The organism is Kitasatospora sp. NPDC002522 (genome assembly GCF_053595195.1).
Genome location: NZ_JBSFXE010000056.1, coordinates 17,812 through 38,327 on the forward strand (window position 1 = coordinate 17,812; position 20,516 = coordinate 38,327).

Below are 20,516 nucleotides of genomic sequence, written 5' to 3' on the forward strand. Positions count from 1 at the left end.
CAAGGAACGGCCCGCGCGGCGGTCAGTACGGGCGAGCCGGCCACGGCGCGTCGACCGCCCGCAGCCCGTCGACCCCGCCACGGGCCAGGGCCGCGCTCAACGCCAGCGTCCCCGCCACGATCACCGGGTTGTGCAACTCGCCCGCCAGCACGAGGCCGACCAACTCCTCCAGCGGCACCCACGCGGTCTCCAGCTCCAGCTCCTCGCCGTGCGCCGCGTACCGCTCCCCGTCCGCCTCCGACAACCCGGTCGCCAGGAACAGCCGCAACGCCTCGTCACTCCCGCCCGGCGAGGTGTAGAAGTCCACCAGCACCCGCCACTGCCCGGCCTTGCAGTACGCCTCCTCGAACAGCTCGCGCTGCGCCGCGTGCAACGGGTTCTCCCCCGGCACGTCCAACAGCCCCGCCGGCAGCTCCCACAACCGGTGCCGCACCGGGTGCCGGTACTGCCGCAGCACCAGCACCCGCCCCTCGTCGTCCAGCGCCAGCACCGCCACCGACCCCGGATGCAACTGGTAGTCCCGCCGCGCCCAACTCCCGTCCGGCATCCGAACCTCCTCGGTCCGAACCCCCGTCACCTTCCCCCGAAACGGCGTCGTCCCCTCCCGAACGTCCCACTCCTCCGCCACATCCCGAATCCCGGCCACCGCGACACACCCCTTCTCGTCAGATAGACACAATCTACCCGACCACCCACCCCCCAAGCCGACACCCCGCACAGCGAACGCCGCCGGAGGCGACTCCGCCGCGCACCGCGCTCCGCCCCGAACCCCGACTCGCCCGACTCGCCCGACTCGCGCGACTCGCGCGACTCGCCCGACTCGCCCGACTCGCCCGACTCGCCCGGCTCGCCGAATCCTCCCGCCCCCGAATCCCCTCCCCCGAAATCCCCCCCGGGAACGGCGGAGCCGCCCGGCCCGGAGGGGTGCTCGTGGGTGGGCGGCTGCCGTGGGGAGGTGGGGGGTGGCGGCGTCAGCCGATCTTGCGGTCGATGGCTGCGGCGACCAGGCCCGCGAAGAGGGGGTGCGGGCGGGTGGGGCGGGACTTGAGCTCGGGGTGGGCCTGGGTGGCGACGAGGTAGGGGTGGACGTCGCGGGGGTACTCGACGTACTCGACCAGGTCGCCCTTGGGCGAGAGGCCGGAGAACACCAGGCCGGTCTTCTCGAGGTCGGCGCGGTAGGCGTTGTTGACCTCGTAGCGGTGGCGGTGGCGCTCCTCGACGTACTGCTCGCCGCCGTACACCTCGCGGACGATCGACCCCTCGGCGAGCTTCGCCGGGTACAGGCCGAGCCGCATCGTGCCGCCCAGGTCGCCCTTGCCGTCGACGATGGCGAGCTGCTCGGCCATGGTCGAGACGACCGGGTGCTTGCCGGTCGGGTCGAACTCGGTGGAGTTGGCCTCGGGCAGGCCGGCCAGGTTGCGCGCGGCCTCGATGACCACGCACTGCAGGCCCAGGCACAGGCCGAGCAGCGGGATCCGGTTCTCCCGGCCGTAGGTGATGGCGGCGACCTTGCCGTCCACACCGCGGTCGCCGAACCCGCCGGGGATGCAGATCGCGTCGACGTCGCCGAGCTGCTCCTGCGCGCCCTCGGGGGTCAGGCAGTCGTCCGAGGTCACCCACTTGATCTCGACCCGGGCGTTGTTGGCGAAGCCGCCGGCCCGCAGTGCCTCGGTGACGGACAGGTAGGCGTCGGGGAGGTCGATGTACTTGCCGACCAGCGCGACCTTGACCTCGTGCTGCGGCTCGTGGACGCGGCGCAGCAGGTCGTCCCAGCTGGTCCAGTCGACGTCGCGGAACGGCAGGTCGAGGCGGCGCACCACGTACGCGTCGAGGCCCTCGCCGTGCAGCACCTTGGGGATGTCGTAGATCGACTTGGCGTCGATCGCGGCGACCACGGCCTCCTCGTCGACGTCGCACATCAGCGAGATCTTGCGCTTGATGGCCTGCGGCACCTCGCGGTCGGCGCGCAGCACGATCGCGTCGGGCTGGATGCCGATGTTGCGCAGCGCGGCCACCGAGTGCTGGGTGGGCTTGGTCTTCAGCTCGCCGGACGGGCCGATGTACGGCAGCAGCGAGACGTGCACGAAGAAGACGTTGTCCCGGCCGACCTCGTGGCGGACCTGGCGGACCGCCTCCAGGAACGGCAGCGACTCGATGTCGCCGACGGTGCCGCCGACCTCGGTGATCACCACGTCGACGTCCTCGGTCGCCATCCGGCGGATCCGGGACTTGATCTCGTTGGTGATGTGCGGGATGACCTGGACGGTGTCGCCCAGGTACTCGCCGCGGCGCTCCTTGGCGATGACGGTCGAGTACACCTGGCCGGTGGTGACGTTCGCCGAGCCGTGCAGGTTGGTGTCGAGGAACCGCTCGTAGTGGCCGATGTCCAGGTCGGTCTCGGCGCCGTCGTCCGTGACGAACACCTCACCGTGCTGGAACGGGTTCATGGTGCCCGGGTCCACGTTCAGGTACGGGTCGAGCTTCTGCATCGTCACGCGCAGCCCGCGCGCCTTGAGCAGGGCGCCGAGGCTCGAGGCGGTGAGGCCCTTGCCGAGCGAAGAGGCGACACCCCCGGTGACGAAGAGGTGCTTGGTCGTCACGGCGCGGCCGTTGGCCGACTTGCCGGAATGGGGCTGTGCCAAGAGGGGGCTCCCGTGGGTCGCGTGTCGGAGGGTGACGCCGGTGAGGGGGCTGAGGAGCCGCCGATGAGGGGGCTCGGTGCCGGACCTTCCCACCAGTCCACGGGATACCAGCGTATCAGTGCCCCGGCCACTGTTCGCCAGCGTCCGGGTTGACCCCCGCGCGCCGAGCCCCCGGACGGCGCAATCGCGCGGCGCACGCCCCGCCGCCGCGGGGCGGGTGGAGGCGACCTATCGGAGCGAATCCACGTATTCTGCTCAAACGTCGACATCCTCGCCCAACCCGCCCGGCCGGCCGCCCGCCGCAACCCGGGCGGGCCACTGGAACTGGAGAACAATGGCCGGTCGCATCGAGGACTACGCGCTCATCGGGGACATGCAGACCGCCGCCCTGGTCAGCCGGGACGGCGCGGTCGACTGGCTGTGCCTGCCCAGGTTCGACTCCCCGGCGGTCTTCGCCGGGCTGCTGGGCACCGACGAGCACGGCTTCTGGCGGATCGGCCCCGCCGAGCCGGTCGCCGACCCGCCGGCCCCGCCGCCGCCCCCGCAGACCGTGCTGGACAGCGGCGAGCTGCGCGTCCCGCCGGTCACCGCGGCCGCCCCCGCGCTGCCCTGCGACCGGCGCCGCTACCGGGGCGACTCGCTGGTGCTGGAGCAGGAGTGGGACACCCAGGGCGGCAGCGTCCGGGTGATCGACTTCATGCCGCCGCGGCACCTGCTGGGCACCCCGGACGTCCCGCAGATGATCCGGATCGTGGAGGGCCTGGCCGGGCGGGTCCGGATGCGCTCCGCGGTGCGCATGCGGTTCAGCTACGGCCGGGTGGTGCCGTGGGTGCACCGCGTCGAGGAGCCCGACGGCCTGCACCGCACCGTCGCCGTCGCCGGGCCGGACTCGGTGTGGCTGGACGGCGCCGCGGAGACCTACGGCCGGGACCTGACCACGTACGCCGACTTCACCGTCGAGGCGGGCCAGCGGATCTCCTTCGGCCTGACCTGGAAGGCCTCGCACGAGCCGGCGCCCGCCCCGCCGGACGCCGAGACGGCGCTGGAGTCCACCGAGCTGTTCTGGCGCGAGTGGGTCGCCCAGTGCGCCTACCAGGGCCCCTACCGGGAGCCCGTGGTCCGCTCGCTGATCACCCTGAAGGCACTCACCCACGCCCCCACCGGCGGCATCGTCGCCGCGCCCACCACCTCGCTGCCCGAGGACCTCGGCGGGATGCGCAACTGGGACTACCGCTACACCTGGCTGCGGGACGCCGCGATCACCCTCTCCTCGCTGCTGCGCACCGGCTACCGCGAGGAGGCCCGGGCCTGGCGCGAGTGGCTGCTGCGCGCGGTCGCCGGCGACCCGGAGAACCTGCAGATCATGTACGGCCTCGCCGGGGAGCGCGAACTCACCGAGTCCGAACTCGACTGGCTGCCCGGCTACGAGAACTCCCGCCCGGTCCGGGTCGGCAACGGCGCCGCCGGCCAGCTCCAGCTCGACGTGTACGGCGAGGTCGTCGAGGCGCTGCACCTGGCCACCATGTCGGGCCTGGCCCGGCACGACCACGCCCACAACCTGCAGCTGCGCCTGATCGAGTACCTGGAGGACCACTGGCGCGACCCGGACGAGGGCATCTGGGAGGTCCGCGGCCCGCGCCGGCACTTCGTGCACTCCAAGGTGATGGCCTGGGTCGCCGTCGACCGCACCATCAAGCTCCTGGAGCAGAGCGAGAACCCGCCCGACGGCCTGGTCGAGCGCTGGCGCAAGCTGCGCGCCGAGATCCACGCCGACGTCTGCGCCCGCGGCTACGACGAGCAGCGCAACACCTTCACCCAGTACTACGGCGGGCGGGAGCTGGACGCCTCGCTGCTGCTGATCCCGCAGGTCGGCTTCCTGCCGCCGGACGACAAGCGGGTGATCGGCACCATCGAGGCGATCCAGCGGGAGCTGTCCACCGAGGACGGCTTCGTGCTGCGCTACCCGACCCACGACGACCAGGGCAACAACGTCGACGGACTGTCAGGACACGAAGGGGCGTTCCTGGCCTGCTCGTTCTGGCTGGCCGACGACCTGGCGATGATCGGCCGGGTCGGCGAGGCGCGGGACCTGTTCGAGCGGCTGCTGGCGCTGCGCAACGACGTCGGCCTGCTCGCCGAGGAGTGGGACCCGCGGGCCCGCCGCCAGGTCGGCAACTTCCCGCAGGCGTTCAGCCACGTCCCGCTGATCGACACCGCCCTGCGGCTGACCGCGGCGGGCGGGACGTACCTGTCGCACTGACGGGGCGCTACTTCCGACGCTGCACCAGTTCGTCGTAGATGCTGAGCACTTGGGCGACGGTGGCCGCCTCGTCCGGCCAGGTGCGCGACTGGGCGCGGCCGGCGTCGGCGAGTTTGGCGCGGCGGGCGGGGTCGGCGAGCAGCTCGCGGACGGCGCCGCCGAGGGCGCGCCGGTCGGCGAACGGAACCAGCACGGCGGCGTCGCCGACCAGTTCGGGCACCCCGCCGACCGCGGTGGCGACCACCGGGACGCCCGCCCGCATCGCCTCCTGGGCGACCAGCGAACGGGCCTCCCAGCGCGAGGAGAGCACCACCAGGTCGGCGGCGGCCAGCAGGTCGGGGATGTCGGTGCGGTAGCCGAGCAGCGCGACCGGGAGCCGCTCGGCGGCGATCCGCTCGCGCAGCGCCTGCCGCTCGGGGCCGTCGCCGGCCAGCAGCACGCGGGGCATCGGCTCGCCGGGCGCGGCGAAGGACGGGACGGCGTCCAGCAGCAGCGAGAAGCACTTCTGCGGGACCAGCCGGCCGATCGCCAGGACCACCGGGCGGTCGTCGTCCGCGCCGCCGGGCAGCGCGGCGCGGGCCGCCGCCCGGTCGAGCAGGCCCGGCGGGATCGGCGGCGCGGCGACCGGGCCGAGCCGGGCGTCGGTGGCGCCGAGTTCACGGGCCCGGGCGACCAGGTCGGAGGAGGCGCCGAGCACCAGGTCGGCGGCGCGCACCACCCGACGCTCCATCAGCCGCTGCAGCCGCCGCTCCATGCCGGTGGCGAGCATCGCGTGGTGCGAGGTGACCACCAGCGGGGTCTCCGGGCGCAGGCCCGGGAAGCGGCCGGCGGTGCGCAGCGCCAGATCTGACAGCAGCGCGGCCCGCATGCCGTGGGCGTGCACCACGTCCGCACCGGTGAAGGCGCGGCGCAGTTCGCCGATCGCGGTGGCGTCACTGCGGGCGCCGGCGGTCGGGGTGATGTCGACGACGTGCAGCCGGGCGCCGGCCTTGCTGAAGCCGAACAGGTCGTCAGTGCCCTCGGGCGCGCAGACCGTCACCGACACCCCGTGCGCGACCAGGCCCTGCGCGAGGGAGCGCACGTGCGCACCGATCCCGCCGGTCGCGGCGGCCAGGACGAGCACCACGTGCAGCTGGGGGGCTGCGGCGGCCCGGGCGGCGGAAGGGTCCACGTCTGTCTCGCTCCGACTCGTAACTGGCGGTGTCCAGCCGCCACGATGCCAGGTTGGGCGGGCTCTTGGACAGTCGGCCCCGGATGCGGGCGCGTCGCCGGGCCCCGGGCGCTGCGCCCAGGACCCGGGCGGGTCAGCGCGCTCGGGCGGTGCGGGCCGCCTCCAGCAGTTCCTCGGCGTGCGCCCGGCCCAGCTCGGAGTCCTCCAACCCGGCGAGCATGCGGGAGAGTTCACGGACCCGCTCCTCGTCGCTGAGGGTCTTCACACCGGACCGGGTGACCGTGCCGTCGTTGGTCTTCTCCACCACCAGGTGCCGGTCGGCGAAGGCCGCGACCTGCGGGAGGTGAGTGACCACCACGACCTGGGCGCTGCGGGCGAGTTTGGCCAGCCGGCGGCCGATCTCGACGGCGGCCTTGCCGCCGACGCCGGCGTCGACCTCGTCGAACAGGTACGTCGGCACCGGGTCGGCGCCCGCGAAGACCACCTCGACCGCGAGCATCACGCGGGAGAGCTCACCGCCGGAGGCGCCCTTGGCGATCGGGCGGGGCTGCGCGCCGGGGTGCGGGGCGAGCAGCACCTCGACCTCGTCGACGCCGTGCGCGCCGTAGGCGACGGTGCGGCCCTCGATCTCGATCCCCGACAGGTCGTCGACCTGGGAGATCGCGAAGGTCACCCGGGCGTGCGGCATGGCGAGTTCGGCGAGTTCGGTGGAGACCGCGGCGGCGAACTTGTCGGCGGCGGCGTGCCGGGCGGCGGACACCTCGGCCGCCAGGTCGGCCAACTCGGCGCGCAGCTCGGTCTCCCGGGCGCCGAGCTCGTCGATCCGCTCGTCGTCGCCGTCGAGTTCGAGCAGCCGCACCGAGCCGGCCTCGGCCCAGGCGATCACCTCGGCGAGGGTGCCCTCGCCGCCGGAGTACTTGCGGACCAGGTGGGCGAGGACGGCGCGGCGGTCCTCGACGGCGGCCAGCCGCACCGGGTCGGCGTCCAGGTCGTCGGCGTACCCGGCGAGGTCGCCGGCCACGTCGGCCAGCAGGTAGCCGATCTCGCCGAGCCGCTCGGCGAGGCCGGCGAGTCGCTCGTCGTGGTGGCGGACGGCGTCGACGGCGCGCCGGGCCTGGGCCAGCAGGGTGCCCGCGTCGACGCCCTCCGGGTCGGCGGGGTCGCCCGCGAGGGCGGCGTGGGCGAGGGTCGCGGCGGAGGACAACGCGTCGGCGTGGCCGAGGCGTTCGGCCTCGGCGGCGAGTTCGACGTCCTCCCCGGCGACGGGTTCGGCGGCGGCGACCTCCTCCAGCCCGAAGCGCAGCAGGTCGGCCTCCTGGGCGCGTTCGCGGGCCCGGGTGGTCAGCTCCTCCAGCGTCGCCGAGACCTCCCGCAGGCGGCGGTACACCTCCCGGTAGCGCCCCAGCGGCTCGGCGACCGCCTCCCCCGCGTACCGGTCGAGCGCGCCGCGCTGCCGGGACGGGCGCAGCAGGCGCTGCTGGTCGGTCTGGCCGTGCACGGCGATCAGTTCCTCGCCGAGCTCGGCGAGCAGGCCCACGGGCACCGAGCGGCCGCCGACGTGCGCCCGGGAGCGGCCCTCCGCGGAGACGGTGCGGCTGATCAGCAGTTCGCCGGCGTCGAGCTCCGCGCCGGCCTCCAGCGCCCTCGCCACCACCGCGGACTTCGGGTCGAGGGAGAGCCGGCCCTCGACCACCGCCCGCTCCGAGCCGTTGCGCACCAGCGCCGGGTCGGCCCGGCCGCCGAGCAGCAGCCCCAGGCTGGTCACCACCATGGTCTTGCCCGCGCCGGTCTCGCCGGTGACGGCGGTGAAGCCGGGGGCGAGTTCGACCACCGCATCGTCGATGACGCCCAGATCCCGTATCCGCATTTCGTCCAACACGGACCTGACCTTACGAGGTTCCACCGTCGCTCCGCGACGACCGCCGCCCCATTCACACCTGAGTGGCGGCGGACGGCTACCTCGCCGCGGCCGGTTCGGGCACCGCGAGACGCGGCAGCAGGACCTGCACCAGCGGGCCGATCGCCAGCGCGTACGCGACGGTGCCGACGCCGAAGGTGCCGCCGAGCAGGACGCCCGCCGTCAGCACGGTCACCTCGATGCCGGTGCGGATCAGCCGCACCGAGCGGCCGGTGCGGCGGTGCAGCCCGGTCATCAGCCCGTCGCGCGGGCCCGGGCCGAGCCGGGCACCGATGTACAGGCCGGTGGCGACGGCGTTGAGCAGGATCCCGGCGGCCAGCAGCGGCACCCGCAGCGCCAGCGCGTGCGGCGCCGCCACCAGGTGCAGGGTGACGTCCATCGCCGCGCCCAGCACCAGCACGTTGCCGACCGTCCCGACACCGGGCCGCTGCCGCAGCGGGATCCACAGCAGCAGCACCAGCGCACCGACCACGGTCACCCAGGAGCCGACGCTGAGGCCGACGTGCCGGGCCAGGCCCTGGTGCAGCACGTCCCACGGGTTGCCGCCGAGCGAGGCGCGCAGCATCAGGCCCATCGAGACGCCGTACAGGGTCAGCCCGACGGCGAGCTGGGCCAGGCGGCGGGGCAGGCGGCGGCCGGACAGTCCGGCGAGCCGGCCGGGAAAGGGCAGGGACACGGCCATCGGGGTGGACTCCTCTTCTTGCTCCGAGAGCTCCTCGAAGAGCACTATGGGCAGTCCACCGAGCATCCCGACAGGGCCAATCCGAACCGAGTGGACCGCAACCGTGGCCGAGTGGCACACCACGCTGACCCCGCCCGCGCTCGCCCGGCAGCTGCGCGCCGCCCCGCAGCCCGAGGCCCGCCGCCCCGCCTACCGCGCCCTCGCCGCCCAGGTCTCCCGGCTGGTCGCCGACGGCCGCCTCCCGGTCGGCACCCGGCTGCCCGCCGAACGCGAACTCGCCGCCGAACTCTCGCTCAGCCGCACCACCGTCGCCGCCGCCTACGAGGCCCTGCGCGCCGACGGCTACCTGCGCTCCCGGCGCGGCGCCGGCAGCTGGACCGCCCTGCCCGAAGGCACCCGCCCGCCCGGCGACGCCCTGCACCCGGTCTCCCCCGACCAGCACGACACCGTCCTCGACCTCGGCCTGGCCGCCCCCACCGCCCCGCCGCAACTCGCCGAGGCCGCCGCCCACGCGGTCGAGCAGCTCCCCGCGTACGCCGCCGGGCACGGCAACTACCCGACCGGGCTGCCCGTGCTGCGCGAGGCCGTCGCCCGCCGCTACACCGAACGCGGCCTGCCCACCGCACCCGACCAGATCCTGGTCACCACCGGCGCGATGAGCGCCCTGCACCTGGTCCACCACGCCCTGCTCGGCCGCGGCGACCGGGTCGCCGTCGAAGCGCCCGGCTACGCCAACACCCTGCGCGCCCTGGACCGCCAGGGCGCCCGCCTGGTGCCCGTCCCGTTCGCCACCGACCCCACCGGGCGGACGACCTGGGACCTCGCCCAGTGGCAGCGGGTGCTCCGCGGCGCCGCACCCCGACTGGCGTCCACCATCCCCGACTTCCAGAACCCCACCGGCGCGCTGATCGACGAGGACCAGCGCCGCGCCCTGCTCGCCCACGCCCGCGCCGCCGGCACCACCGTGATCGCCGACGAGACCTGCGCCGAACTCGGCTGGGACGTCGCCGAATCCGCCCTCCCCCGCCCGCTCGCCGCCCTCGACCGCGACGCCCAGGTGGTCACCGTCGGCTCCGCCGGCAAGGTGCTCTGGCCCGGCCTGCGGATCGGCTGGCTGCGCGGACAACCCTCCCTGGTACGGAAATTGGCCACCGACCGGGCGCTGTACGACCTCGGCACCCCGGTCCTCGAGCAGCTGATCGCCGCCCGGCTGCTCACCGACCACCTGCCCGCGATCCGCGCCGCGCGCCACGAGCAACTGCGCGCCACCGCCCACGCCTTCGGCCGGGCGCTCCAGCAGCGCTTCCCCGCCTGGGAGTTCACCCTCCCGCCGGGCGGCCTGGCGCTGTGGGCGGCCACCCCGGGCCTGCCCGCCAGCGCCCTCGCCCGGGCCGGCGAACGCTCCGGCGTGCGGATCGCCTCCGGCGCCCGGTTCGGCATCGACGGCGCCTTCGAGGAGTACCTGCGGCTGCCGCTCACGCTGCCCGCCGCACTCGTCCCCGACGCCCTCGACCGGATCGCCGCCGTCGCCGAACTCGCCCGCACCGAAAGCCTGCTGGGCGCCGACGCACCGCCGCCCAGCCTCTGAGTCGAAGCCCTTACCTCTGGCTGATCCGGCGTCAGTTCACCGCCGGATCAGCGGTTCTGCGAGCGCCCGCGCCAACCCGCCACCGGCAGCGCGAACTTGGCCACCAGCCGGTCGGTGAACGGCGCGCGGTGCAGCCGCGCCAGCCGCACCGGCGTCTTGCCGCGCCGCACCTCCACCCGCGCACCGGCGGGCAGCTCCACCGACCGCCGGCCGTCGCACCACAGCACCCCGTGCGGGGTCTTCGGCTGCACCTCCACCGCCAGCACCGAGTCCGGCGAGGTCACCAGCGGACGGGCGAACAGCGCGTGCGCGGAGATCGGCACCATCAGCAGCGCCTCCACCTCCGGCCACACCACCGGCCCGCCCCCGGAGAACGCGTACGCCGTCGACCCGGTCGGCGTGGACAGCACCACCCCGTCGCAGCCGAAGTTGGACACCGGGCGGCCGTCCACCTCGGTGACCACCTCCAGCATCCGCTCCCGCGCCGCCTTCTCCACCGAGGCCTCGTTCAGCGCCCAGTCCTCGTGCACCACGTCGCCGTTGGTGCGGACGAGCACGTCGATCGTCATCCGCTCCTCGACCTCGTAGTCGCCCTTCACCACCCGCTCGACCACCACCGCCAGGTCGTCCCGCTCGGCCTCCGCGAGGAAGCCCACCCGACCCAGGTTGATGCCCAGCATCGGCAGCCCCGACTCGCGGGCCAGCTCCGCCCCGCGCAGCAGCGTCCCGTCACCGCCCGCCACCAGGATCAGCTCGCAGCCGTCCGCCGCGCCGTGCCCGCCGGGCACCAGCTCCACCCCCTCGGGCAGGTCCAGTCCCACCGCCTCGGCGGCGAGCAGCCGGATCCGGATCCCCGCCTTCAGCAGGCCGTCCACCAGCCCCTCGACGCTGCGCAGGGCCGCCTCCCGGCCGGTGTGTGCGATCAGGAAGACCGTACGACGATCGCTCATTGCCCGCTGCCCTCTCCCTACGCCTGCCGGGACGTCCACGGCCCGGTCGCGACCTGCCAGTCTGCGGGGCGTTCGGACGTCTGCCAAGTACCCTACTTGGGCCCCTCGGCCACAGCCCGGGCAGCGGCGGCCGGATCCAGCTGCGCCGCGTCCCGCCGCAGCCACAGGAAGTACTCCACGTTCCCCGACGGCCCGGGCAGCGGCGAGGCCGTCACCGCCCGCACCCCCAGGCCCAGCCGCCAGGCCTGCTCGGCCACCTGACGGATCGTCTCCGCCCGCAGCTCGGGCGAACGCACCACGCCGCCCGACCCCAGTCGCTCCTTGCCGATCTCGAACTGCGGCTTCACCATCAGCACCAGATCCGCGTCCGGCGCCGCACAGCCCGCGAGGGCCGGCAGCACCAGGCCCAGCGAGATGAACGACAGGTCGCCGACCACCAGGTCCACCAGCTCACCGCCGATCAGCTCCGGCGTCAGCTCCCGCACGTTGGTGCGGTCCATCACCGTCACCCGGTCGTCACTCTGCAGCGACCACGCGAGCTGCCCGTAGCCGACGTCCACCGCCAGCACCCCGGCCGCCCCCGCGCGCAGCAGCACGTCGGTAAACCCGCCCGTCGACGCGCCCGCGTCCAGCGCCCGCCGGCCCTCGACCACCAGGCCCTGCGGCACGAACGCCGCGAACGCCCCGGCCAGCTTGTGACCGCCCCGCGAGACGTACTCCGGGTCCGCGTCGTCCTTCGCCACCACCACCGCCGCCGCGGTCTCCACCTGCGTCGCGGGCTTCGTCGCCACCGTCCCGCCCACCGTCACCCGGCCCGCCGCGATCAGCTCACTCGCGTGCTCCCGCGACCTGGCCAGGTTCCGGCGCACCAGCTCCGCGTCCAGACGGCGTCGTGCCACTGCCACTACTACGTCAGCTCCCACATTCCACGGTCACCCCTCGCGGTCCAACGCCGCCAAGGTCGCGGCAAGCCGCGCATGGACATCTTCGTACACCTCGACCCGCTCCCCCGTCCCCACCCCGCCCAGCTCCCCCAGCCGGGCCAGTGCCTCGTCCACCGCGGGCTCCCCGGTCCATTCCGGCTCACTCACCACCGCCACCCCCGGACGCCTTCTTCGCGGCAGCCTTCCGCCCGCTCGCGGCCTTCTTCGCCGGAGCCCCCGCCCCGGGCGACGCCTCGCCCACCGCCGACTTCGCCGCCGCGGCCTTCCGAGCCGGCGCCTTCTTCGCCGCCGGCGTCCCTGCAGCCGTAGTGCCCGAAGCCGTCGTCCTCGCCGCCGCCGTCTTCGCGGTCGACGTGTCCGAAGCCGTCCTGCCCGACGCCGCCGTCTTCGCGGTCGCCGTCCTCGCCGCCGCCGTCTTCGTCGCCGCCGTCTTCGCGGTCGTCTTCTTCACCGCCGTCTTCGCAGTCGTCTTCTTCACCGGTGCCTGCGCCGCAGAATCCGCGCCGCCGGTCGCCGCGCCCCGCGCCGTCGCGGTCTTCCGGGCCGCCGCCGGCTGACCCGGCGTCGCCCGCTTGGCAGCAGCCTTCCGCGGCGCGGCCGACGCACCGTCAGCACCCGCCCCGGCCGCCACGCGCTTCGCCGCCCGCTTCACGCCGCTCGCCGAACCCGCCGGGGCCTTGCGCGCCGCGGCCTTCCTCGCCGTCGCCGTCCGCTTCGCCGCGCTGCGCCCGGCCGCCGTCCGCTCCCCCACGGACGCCGCCTCCGGCTCGGGCTCAGCCGGCTTGGCGTCCCACCCCGCGTCGAACAGCCCCTGCGCACGGGCCGCCGGACGGACCGGCGGCTCCTCGGGAGCGGCGGCCGGCTGCTCCTCCGCCGGCGCCTCCTGATCGACCTCGCGGAGCTTCGACTCCAGGAAGCTGAGCACCACGCCCACCTTCACCACCTGATCGCCGACCCGCTCGAAGACCCGCTCGGCCTCGCTCCGTGCCACCCCGCCGACCAGGTCGACGCCGGCCCGGCCGGCCGTCACCGTCTCCTCCGCGAGGGTACGCAACTGGTCCACCACAGGGCCGAGTTGGCCGCGCTGCAGCAGCTCCTCCGCGGCACCCAGCACCCGCCGGCCCGCCTCCTCGGCGAACTCCGCCGCGACCACCACCACGCCCCGCACCGCATCCCGCAGCATCCGTACGCCTCCTCGCCGCTCCGACCGTCCTACCGACTGCCTTACCGACTGACTGCCTTTCGGGCTGCCCGGCACCGACGCTACCGCCTCCCGGCCCCCGCCGTGCGCCCTGCGCTAGCGTGGAGGGTCGAACGACCACCGACGGGAGCAAGCCGCAGACATGGCCACCATCGAGGAGTGCCGCGCCGCACTGGAGCAGCTCAGCCGCAACCTCGCCGCCGCCGACGGCAACGTGCAGAAGGCCGCCGCCCTCGACCGCTCGCTCAGCTGCCACCTGCTCGACCTCGACCTGACCTTCTCCGGCCGTCTCACCGAGGGTCGACTGGCCGACATCGTCGAGTCCCCCGGCGCGCCGCTCACCAAGGCCGACATCCGCCTCACCACCACCGGCGACGACCTGGTCGCCCTGGTCGACGGCAAGCTCCCGTTCCCCACCGCCTGGGCCACCGGCCGCCTCAAGCTCGACGCGAGCTTCCGCGACCTGCTGCGCCTGCGCAGCCTGCTCTGAGCCGGGGCTTCGGTCAGCACACCCACAGCTGGTCGGGCCCGACCTCGCCGGGGTCGGGCAACGGCATCAGCTCCACCGCGTCCCCGGCGGCCCGGTGCACCCGCAGCACCGCCCGGCCCGTCAGCCGACGGTCCGTCAGGACCGCGTAGGCGCGGCGCGGATCGGACGACGACGGGTCCGGTCCGAACGGAACCAGCAGCGCCGGGTGGCCGCCGCAGTCGAATCCCAGCAGCTCCTCGTGGGTGGTGATGACCGCCTGCATCCACGGCCCGCCCGCGCCGTGGGTGTGGGCGGCGTCGAAGTACGACCGCGAGGCCGAAGGCTCGGCGTCCGGCTCGGGGCCGCCCGGCGGATAGCAGACCGACATCCACCCGTCCTCGATCCGGATGGTGCCGAAGCACCAGGAGCCGTCCACCGTCGTGAACGTGAACGACGCCGCGTACCGGTCCCGGTAGACCAGGCGCTGGGTGCCGTCCACCAGCGGATTCGGCCCCACGCCGACGTGCTCGCGCAGCTTCGCGTTCAGATCCGCCCACTGCTCCGGCCGGTACACCCGCGGATGCCCGCCCCCCACCCCGTCCGCCCGGCCCACCGGCTCCGCCGTACACACCACCGCGACCAGCACCGCACACGCGGCCAGCGCCGAGGCCTGCCACCGACTCGCCACCGATCTCCCCCTCATCGGCAGAACCGTCGACCGGACGGCGCCCCGCAGGCCGCCACCGGTCCCCCCGCCCCGGTGTACCCGCCGCCGCTCCGCCCCTAGCGGCGGCAGGCCACCCGGCCGTCACAGCGACGCGAGCGCCTTCGCACCGTCCGGCACCTCGCCGGTCGCGTCCGCGTGCGTCCAGGCCGCCGCGCACAGCGCCCGGATCGCGTCCATCCGCTCGCCCCCACCGGTCAGCGCCAGCGCACCGGAGTCCACCCGGGCCTCCCAGCCGCCGCAGCGGAACGCACCGGCCCCGACCGGCGCGACCTCCGGCTGCGGCTCCAGCAGCCCGCGCAGGTCCTGCGACAGGTACGTCGGACGGTGCTGCACCGGCGCCGCCAGCAGCAACTCCACCGTGGTCACCCCGGTGAACACCAGCAGGCTGTCCACGCCGCCGTTGAACGCGCCCTCGATGTCGGTGTCCAACCGGTCCCCCACCACCAGCGGACGCTTCGCACCCGTCCGCAGCACCGTCTCCCGGTGCATCGGCGGCAGCGGCTTGCCCGCCACCTCCGGCTGGACGCCCGTCGCCGCGGCCACCGCCGCCACCAGCGTGCCGTTGCCCGGCGCGATGCCCCGCGCGGTCGGGATCGACAGGTCGGTGTTCGACGCCACCCACGGCAGGCCCCGGCCCACCGCGTACGAGGCCTCCGCCAGATCCGTCCACCCCACCGTCGGGTCGTAGCCCTGCACCACCGCCGCCGGGTCCTCGTCCAGCGAACGCACCGGCACCAGACCCCGCTCGGTCACCGCCTCCACCAAGCCCGCGCCGCCGACCACCAACACCCGCGACCCCGCCGGCACCCGCTCCGACACCAGCCGGGCCGCCGCCTGCGCCGAGTTGATCACGTCCCCGGGCTCGGCCGGCACCCCCAACTCGGTCAGGTGCGCGGCCACCACCCGCGGCGGACGCGAGGCGTTGTTGGTGACGTACGCCAACCGCATCCCCGCCTCCCGGGCCCGCTCCAGCGACTCCACCGCGTACTCGATCGCATCCGGACCGGCGTACACCACACCGTCCAGATCCAGCAGCGCCGTGTCGTACACCGCGGTCAGCGGCTGCGCGCTGCCTCCCGGAGCGGTCCAGACCTCGCCGGCGTTCTCCGTCATCCTGCTCTACCTCGTCCCGTCATCCGCCGTCATTCGTCATCGCGGCCGACGAAAGGTGACACACCGTCACCCGCCGTGCCCGGCCCGGGCGTCGTCGCCCGGCTCCTCCGGCGGCGCCAGGAACCCCGGCGCCCCCGGCAGCAGCGGACCCCACGCCCCCGCCCGCGCCGCGAGCGTCGCCCTGGTCTGCCGCAGCGCCGACCTGTAGTGCGCGTTGGACGGCTGCATCGCCACCGCCAGCGCCAGGTGCTCGGCCGAGGTCTCGAAGTCCCCCAGCCGGGCCGCGGCCACGCCCCAGCCGAACTGAGCGTAGTCGTCCGACGGATCGGCCAACGCCACCGCCCGGAAGTTCTCCAACGCCGCCGCATGGTGCCCCGCGTCGAACTGCGCCCGCGCCAACGCCTCCCGGATCGACCGCGACCCCGGCTCCGCCTCCGCCGCCCGCACCAGCAACTGCACCGCGGCCGCCGGATGCCGCTCCTCCAACAAGCGCACCCCGCGCCGGAACCAGTCGTACACCCCGCCCTCCGGCAGGCCCGCCGCACCATTCACCTCGCCGCCACCGTCCACATCCTCCGCCCCGCCCACCGGCTCCGTACCATTCACCCCGCCACCGGGAATGCCCTCCACCCGGCCCGCGCTGTCGTCGTTCGAACGCCCGTGCTCACGACCACCACCGGTCACCGTGCTCGCCCCGCTCTCCACCAGCCCGCCACGACCTGGACGGCCTGGCACATCGTGATCTCCCAACAAGGACTACCCGACTAACATGCCCAAGATGAGTGCCCCCCGTGCCGAAAGCGGCGCTGAGCCCTCGGGCGGCCCCGGAGACCCCGGGCACGTCGCCACCGCTGGGCTGTCCCTGTCCCCGTTCCGCGGTCTGCGCTACGACCCGCACAAGGTCGGCGGCCTGGCCGCCGTGACCTCACCGCCCTACGACGTGGTCGACCCCGGACGACGCCTCGACCTCGAGACCGCGGACCCGCACAACATCGTCCGCCTCATCCTGCCCCGCCCCGAACCCGAGGACGCCGGCGACCGCCCCGACCGCGACACCCGCTACCGGCACGCCGCCCGCCTGCTGCACGACTGGCAGCGCGAGGGCGTCCTGGTCGCCGACCCGCGGCCCGCGCTCTACGTCTACGAGCAGCGCACCACCACCGGCGGCCGCGAATCCCTCCAACGCGGACTGATCGGAGCCCTCGCCGTCAGCGGCCCCGAAGCCGGCGTCGTCCTCCCGCACGAGGACGTCATGCCCAAACCCGTCGCCGACCGGGTCGGCCTGATGCGCACCACCCGCGCCAACCTCGAACCGCTGCTGCTCACCTACCGCGGCAACGGCCGCGCCGCCGCCGCGATCGAACGCGCCGTCAGCGGCGCCCCGCTGCTCGCCACCACCACCAGCGACGGCACCCACCACCGGCTCTGGGCCATCACCGAGGCCACCGAACTCGCCGAGATCAGCCGCGACCTGGCCACCTGCCGCGCCCTGATCGCCGACGGCCACCACCGCTGGGAGATGTACCTGCGCCTGCAGCGCGAACACCGCCACCTGCCGCGCAGCCCCTGGGACCGCGGCCTGGTCCTGCTGGTCGACACCGACCGCTACCCGCTGCGGGTCCGCGCCATCCACCGCGTCCTCCAGCGCCTCCCGCTGCACGACGCCCTCGCCGCCCTCGACCCCGCCGTCTGGCGGACCACCGAGCTCGACGTCCCCCTCCCCGACGCCCTCAAGGTGCTCGCCGAGGCCCGCGGCGCCGAACCCGACGCACCCAACGCCTTCCTGCTCACCGCCGGCGACCACCGCTACACCCTGGTCACCGGCCCCGACGAGAAGACCCTCGCCACCGCCGTCCGCACCGACCGCCCCGAGGAATGGCGCCGTCTCGACGCCACCGTCCTGCACGAGGTCCTGCTCGACCGCACCTGGCGGATCCCCGACAGCCCCGAGCACATCGGCTACCTGCACTCCGCCGAGGCCGCCGTCCGCGAGGCCGCCCGCACCGGCGGCACCGCCGTGCTGCTCCACCCGGTCGAGGAACGCGTCGTCCGCCGGCTCGCCGAGCAGGGCGTCACCATGCCGCGCAAGTCCACCTCCTTCGGCCCCAAGCCCGCCACCGGCCTGGTCCTGCGCTCCCTCACCCTCGGCTGACCCGCGCCGGCGCCACCACGCAGAAGGCCCCCGCTCCGTCCCGGAGCGGGGGCCTTCTGATCACGCGTCAGGAATCCGACGCCGGACGGACTCAGCCCTTCGGCTGGTCCTTGAACTCCGACTCGTCGTAGTCCTCGTCGACCTCGAGGTCGTCCTCGTCGTAGAACTCCTCGACGTCCTCCTCGTCCTCGAAGATCATCCGGTCGTCGCCGATGTCGTCCTTGTCGATCTGCCGACGCGCCGGGGCCTCCGCCGCGTCGTCCTCGTGCTCGGCGTCCTCGTCCAGCGCGTCGGTGAACTCGATGCCGTCGATCTCGGCCAGCCGCTCCGCCGCGTTGGTGGTGCCGTCCGTGTCCGCCTCGACGGCCTTCACGAACCACTCCCGGGCCTCGTCCTCACGGCCCGCCGCGATCAGCGCGTCGGCGTACGCGTACCGCAGCCGCGCCGTCCACGGGTGGATCGCCGAGGACGCCAGCTCGGGGCTCTGCAGCGTCACCACGGCCGCGTCGAACTGCTCGAGGTCAGCCCGGGCACCGGCCGCGACCAGCCGCATCTCGACCTGGCCGGCCTTGTCCAGCTGCTTCACCTCGGGCTCGCCGGCCATCGTCAGCGCCCGCTCCGGACGACCCAGACCACGCTCGCAGTCAGCCATCACCGGCCACAGGTCCGCCCGCCCGGTCATCCGCTTCGCCGCCCGGAACTCCGTCAGCGCCTCCGCGTACCGCTGCGTCATGTACGACGCGAAACCGGCCGCCTCGCGCACGCTCGCCACCCGCGACGCCAGCCGCAGCGCGACCCGCGAGTAGTTGTAGGCCTCCTCCGGCTCGCTGTCGAGCAGGCGGGCCACCATCACCAGGTTCCGCGCGACGTCGTCCGCGAGCGTCTTCGGCAGGCTCTTCAGGTCCTGCCGCACGTCCGCGTCGATCTCGAACCCGGTCACGTCGTCCGGAATCGGCAGCCGCTTCACCGGCTCCAGCTGGCGCTCGTCGTACTCCCGGCGGAACCCGCCGCGGTCGTCACGGCCACCCCGGTCGTCCCGGCCACGGAACCCGCCACCCTGCGACCGGTCGTCGCGCCGGCGGTAGCCGCCGCCCTGGGGACGGTCCTCGCGGCCACGGTACCCACCGCCGCCCTGCGGACGGTCGTCCCGGCCGCGGTAGCCGCCGCCCTGGGGACGGTCGTCGCGGCCGCGGTAGCCGCCGCCCTGGGGACGGTCCTCGCGGCCACGGTACCCACCGCGCTCGCCACCCCGGTCGAAGCTCTGCGGACGGTCCTCACGGGGACGGTAGCCACCGCCCTGCGGACGGTCGTCCCGACGCTCGAACCCACCACGGTCATCCCGGCGGTCATCGCGCCGCTCGAACCCACCGCGGTCGTCCCGGTCCCGGGTGAACGGACGGTCCTCACGGGGACGGTAGCCGCCGCCACCCTGCGGACGGTCATCCCGGGAACGGAAGCCACCACCCTGCGGACGGTCCTCACGCGGACGGAACCCGCCACCGCCCTGCGGACGGTCATCCCGACCCCGGTAACCGCCACCACCCTGCGGACGGTCCTCACGGGGACGGTAGCCGCCGCCGCCCTGGGGACGGTCGTCGCGGCCACGGTACCCACCGCGCTCGCCACCCCGGTCGAAGCTCTGCGGACGGTCCTCACGGGGACGGTAGCCACCGCCCTGCGGACGGTCGTCCCGACGCTCGAAGCCACCACGGTCATCCCGGTCCCGGGTGAACGGACGGTCCTCACGGGGACGGTAGCCACCGCCCTGCGGACGGTCGTCCCGCGAACGGAACCCGCCACCGCCCTGCGGACGGTCATCCCGACCCCGGTAACCGCCACCACCCTGCGGACGGTCCTCACGCGGACGGAAGCCACCCCCGCCCTGCGGACGGTCCTCACGCGGACGGAAGCCACCCCCGCCCTGCGGACGGTCCTCACGCGGACGGTAGCCGCCACCGCCCTGCGGACGGTCGTCGCGGCCACGGTACCCACCGCGCTCGCCACCCCGGTCGAAGCTCTGCGGACGGTCGTCACGGCCGCGGTAGCCGCCACCGCCCTGCGGACGGTCCTCACGGGGACGGTAGCCGCCGCCACCCTGGGGACGGTCGTCCCGACCCCGGTAACCGCCACCCTGCTGGCGGTCGTCACGGCCGTAGCCACCGCCGCCGGACGGGCGGTCGTCACGGCCGCGGTACCCACCGCGGTCACCACGGTCGTCCCGGCCGCGGTAGCCGCCGCCTTCGCCACGGTCGTCACGACGCGGGCCACGGTCGTTCGACCAGCCCCCACGCGACCGGGGCTCGTACCCCCGGCCACCGTCATTGCGGCGCTCGGGCCGGTCCTGGGGCGGGTTCGACATGCTGGTGACTCCTCTGTCTGCTTACTGCGAGCGTTCGGGGCGCCACGTGCCGTCTACGACACCAGCGCGGGGCCGGACGCCTCCCGGACCGCTTGGTCCGGAACGTCCGTGTTGTCCATTGTCCGGCATCCGGTACGGCACCGCGTCTGGTGCCCGAACCGCCTCGGCCGGCTGTCTGTCCTGCTGAAAACCAAACAAAAAAGGCCGAGGCCCCAGCGAATCGCTGGGGCCTCGGCCTATGAAGAATTGTTCGGCGGCGTCCTACTCTCCCACAGGGTCCCCCCTGCAGTACCATCGGCGCTATGAGGCTTAGCTTCCGGGTTCGGAATGTAACCGGGCG

18 protein-coding genes and 1 rRNA gene are annotated in these 20,516 nt (G+C 74.5%); 4 read left to right on the top strand and 15 right to left on the bottom strand.

Features of this window, described 5'->3' with window-relative positions:
* Positions 1-22: 22 nt before the first annotated feature.
* Together ACWD4U_RS31510 and ACWD4U_RS31515 are read right to left on the bottom strand one after the other, a co-directional pair.
* On the bottom strand, positions 23-646 hold the full coding sequence (locus tag ACWD4U_RS31510) for an NUDIX hydrolase (RefSeq protein WP_363460428.1): 624 nt from the start codon (positions 644-646) through the stop codon (positions 23-25).
* Between the two features lie 325 nt (positions 647-971).
* The gene (locus tag ACWD4U_RS31515) at positions 972-2,642 is read right to left on the bottom strand and encodes a CTP synthase (RefSeq protein WP_363460426.1); all 1,671 of its coding nucleotides are present in this window, start codon (positions 2,640-2,642) and stop codon (positions 972-974) included.
* Positions 2,643-2,859: 217 nt separating this feature from the next.
* On the opposite strand from ACWD4U_RS31515, the gene ACWD4U_RS31520 reads away from it, so the two are divergent.
* On the top strand, positions 2,860-4,902 hold the full coding sequence (locus ACWD4U_RS31520) for a glycoside hydrolase family 15 protein (protein ID WP_449787365.1): 2,043 nt from the start codon (positions 2,860-2,862) through the stop codon (positions 4,900-4,902).
* A 7-nt stretch (positions 4,903-4,909) separates the two neighbouring features.
* Here the strand turns inward: ACWD4U_RS31520 and ACWD4U_RS31525 are convergent, their stop codons facing one another.
* From ACWD4U_RS31525 to yczE, 3 genes are all read right to left on the bottom strand, one after another.
* On the bottom strand, positions 4,910-6,073 hold the full coding sequence (locus ACWD4U_RS31525) for a glycosyltransferase family 4 protein (protein ID WP_363460422.1): 1,164 nt from the start codon (positions 6,071-6,073) through the stop codon (positions 4,910-4,912).
* 133 nt (positions 6,074-6,206) lie between these two features.
* Positions 6,207-7,940: a DNA repair protein RecN gene (gene recN / locus ACWD4U_RS31530; RefSeq protein WP_363460454.1), complete on the bottom strand. Its 1,734-nt coding sequence runs from the start codon at positions 7,938-7,940 to the stop codon at positions 6,207-6,209.
* A gap of 88 nt (positions 7,941-8,028) precedes the next feature.
* Positions 8,029-8,673, bottom strand: a complete 645-nt coding sequence (yczE, locus tag ACWD4U_RS31535; RefSeq protein WP_363460420.1) for a membrane protein YczE — start codon at positions 8,671-8,673, stop codon at positions 8,029-8,031.
* A 103-nt stretch (positions 8,674-8,776) separates the two neighbouring features.
* Here yczE and yczR point away from each other — a divergent pair, with 103 nt between their 5' ends.
* Positions 8,777-10,261, top strand: coding sequence for a MocR-like transcription factor YczR (gene yczR, locus ACWD4U_RS31540; RefSeq protein WP_363460418.1), 1,485 nt, complete (start codon positions 8,777-8,779; stop codon positions 10,259-10,261).
* A 47-nt stretch (positions 10,262-10,308) separates the two neighbouring features.
* Here yczR and ACWD4U_RS31545 read toward each other — a convergent pair whose 3' ends face one another.
* The 4 genes from ACWD4U_RS31545 to ACWD4U_RS31560 form a co-directional block, all read right to left on the bottom strand.
* Positions 10,309-11,211 (bottom strand): NAD kinase, encoded by a 903-nt coding sequence (locus ACWD4U_RS31545; RefSeq protein ID WP_363460416.1) that lies wholly within the window; start codon positions 11,209-11,211, stop codon positions 10,309-10,311.
* Positions 11,212-11,303: 92 nt separating this feature from the next.
* Positions 11,304-12,110 carry a TlyA family RNA methyltransferase gene (locus ACWD4U_RS31550; RefSeq protein ID WP_363460414.1) on the bottom strand — a complete coding sequence of 269 codons (807 nt, stop codon included), beginning with the start codon at positions 12,108-12,110 and terminating at the stop codon, positions 11,304-11,306.
* A 33-nt stretch (positions 12,111-12,143) separates the two neighbouring features.
* Positions 12,144-12,302, bottom strand: a complete 159-nt coding sequence (locus ACWD4U_RS31555; protein WP_363460412.1) for a hypothetical protein — start codon at positions 12,300-12,302, stop codon at positions 12,144-12,146.
* Complete coding sequence (locus ACWD4U_RS31560; RefSeq protein ID WP_363460410.1) at positions 12,295-13,338, bottom strand: hypothetical protein; 1,044 nt, start codon at positions 13,336-13,338, stop codon at positions 12,295-12,297. Before ACWD4U_RS31560 ends, ACWD4U_RS31555 begins: the two co-directional genes overlap by 8 nt.
* Positions 13,339-13,498: 160 nt before the next feature.
* On the opposite strand from ACWD4U_RS31560, the gene ACWD4U_RS31565 reads away from it, so the two are divergent.
* On the top strand, positions 13,499-13,846 hold the full coding sequence (locus ACWD4U_RS31565; RefSeq protein ID WP_363460408.1) for an SCP2 sterol-binding domain-containing protein: 348 nt from the start codon (positions 13,499-13,501) through the stop codon (positions 13,844-13,846).
* Positions 13,847-13,859: 13 nt separating this feature from the next.
* Here ACWD4U_RS31565 and ACWD4U_RS31570 read toward each other — a convergent pair whose 3' ends face one another.
* The 3 genes from ACWD4U_RS31570 to ACWD4U_RS31580 form a co-directional block, all read right to left on the bottom strand.
* On the bottom strand, positions 13,860-14,513 hold the full coding sequence (locus ACWD4U_RS31570) for a hypothetical protein (RefSeq protein ID WP_363460406.1): 654 nt from the start codon (positions 14,511-14,513) through the stop codon (positions 13,860-13,862).
* 120 nt (positions 14,514-14,633) lie between these two features.
* Positions 14,634-15,665, bottom strand: coding sequence for an HAD-IIA family hydrolase (locus tag ACWD4U_RS31575; protein WP_363460404.1), 1,032 nt, complete (start codon positions 15,663-15,665; stop codon positions 14,634-14,636).
* 66 nt (positions 15,666-15,731) lie between these two features.
* Positions 15,732-16,217 carry a tetratricopeptide repeat protein gene (locus ACWD4U_RS31580; RefSeq protein ID WP_363460402.1) on the bottom strand — a complete coding sequence of 162 codons (486 nt, stop codon included), beginning with the start codon at positions 16,215-16,217 and terminating at the stop codon, positions 15,732-15,734.
* A 226-nt stretch (positions 16,218-16,443) separates the two neighbouring features.
* On the opposite strand from ACWD4U_RS31580, the gene ACWD4U_RS31585 reads away from it, so the two are divergent.
* Complete coding sequence (locus ACWD4U_RS31585) at positions 16,444-17,817, top strand: DUF1015 domain-containing protein (protein ID WP_363460399.1); 1,374 nt, start codon at positions 16,444-16,446, stop codon at positions 17,815-17,817.
* Positions 17,818-17,908: 91 nt separating this feature from the next.
* Here the strand turns inward: ACWD4U_RS31585 and ACWD4U_RS31590 are convergent, their stop codons facing one another.
* The 3 genes from ACWD4U_RS31590 to rrf form a co-directional block, all read right to left on the bottom strand.
* Positions 17,909-18,784, bottom strand: coding sequence for a tetratricopeptide repeat protein (locus ACWD4U_RS31590; protein ID WP_363460397.1), 876 nt, complete (start codon positions 18,782-18,784; stop codon positions 17,909-17,911).
* Positions 18,781-20,085: a hypothetical protein gene (locus ACWD4U_RS31595; protein ID WP_449787366.1), complete on the bottom strand. Its 1,305-nt coding sequence runs from the start codon at positions 20,083-20,085 to the stop codon at positions 18,781-18,783. Before ACWD4U_RS31595 ends, ACWD4U_RS31590 begins: the two co-directional genes overlap by 4 nt.
* A 339-nt stretch (positions 20,086-20,424) precedes the next feature.
* A 5S ribosomal RNA gene (gene rrf, locus ACWD4U_RS31600) occupies positions 20,425-20,516 on the bottom strand; the annotation flags it as partial.

Excerpts from the sequence above, each read along its gene's own strand:
- yczE (WP_363460420.1), bottom strand. The coding sequence starts at position 8,673 with ATGGCCGTGTCCCTGCCCTTTCCCGGCCGGCTCGCCGGACTGTCCGGC.
- ACWD4U_RS31545 (WP_363460416.1), bottom strand. The coding sequence starts at position 11,211 with ATGAGCGATCGTCGTACGGTCTTCCTGATCGCACACACCGGCCGGGAG.
- ACWD4U_RS31575 (WP_363460404.1), bottom strand. The coding sequence starts at position 15,665 with ATGACGGAGAACGCCGGCGAGGTCTGGACCGCTCCGGGAGGCAGCGCG.
- ACWD4U_RS31585 (WP_363460399.1), top strand. The coding sequence starts at position 16,444 with ATGAGTGCCCCCCGTGCCGAAAGCGGCGCTGAGCCCTCGGGCGGCCCC.
- ACWD4U_RS31565 (WP_363460408.1), top strand. The coding sequence starts at position 13,499 with ATGGCCACCATCGAGGAGTGCCGCGCCGCACTGGAGCAGCTCAGCCGC.
- ACWD4U_RS31560 (WP_363460410.1), bottom strand. The coding sequence starts at position 13,338 with ATGCTGCGGGATGCGGTGCGGGGCGTGGTGGTGGTCGCGGCGGAGTTC.
- recN (WP_363460454.1), bottom strand. The coding sequence starts at position 7,940 with ATGCGGATACGGGATCTGGGCGTCATCGACGATGCGGTGGTCGAACTC.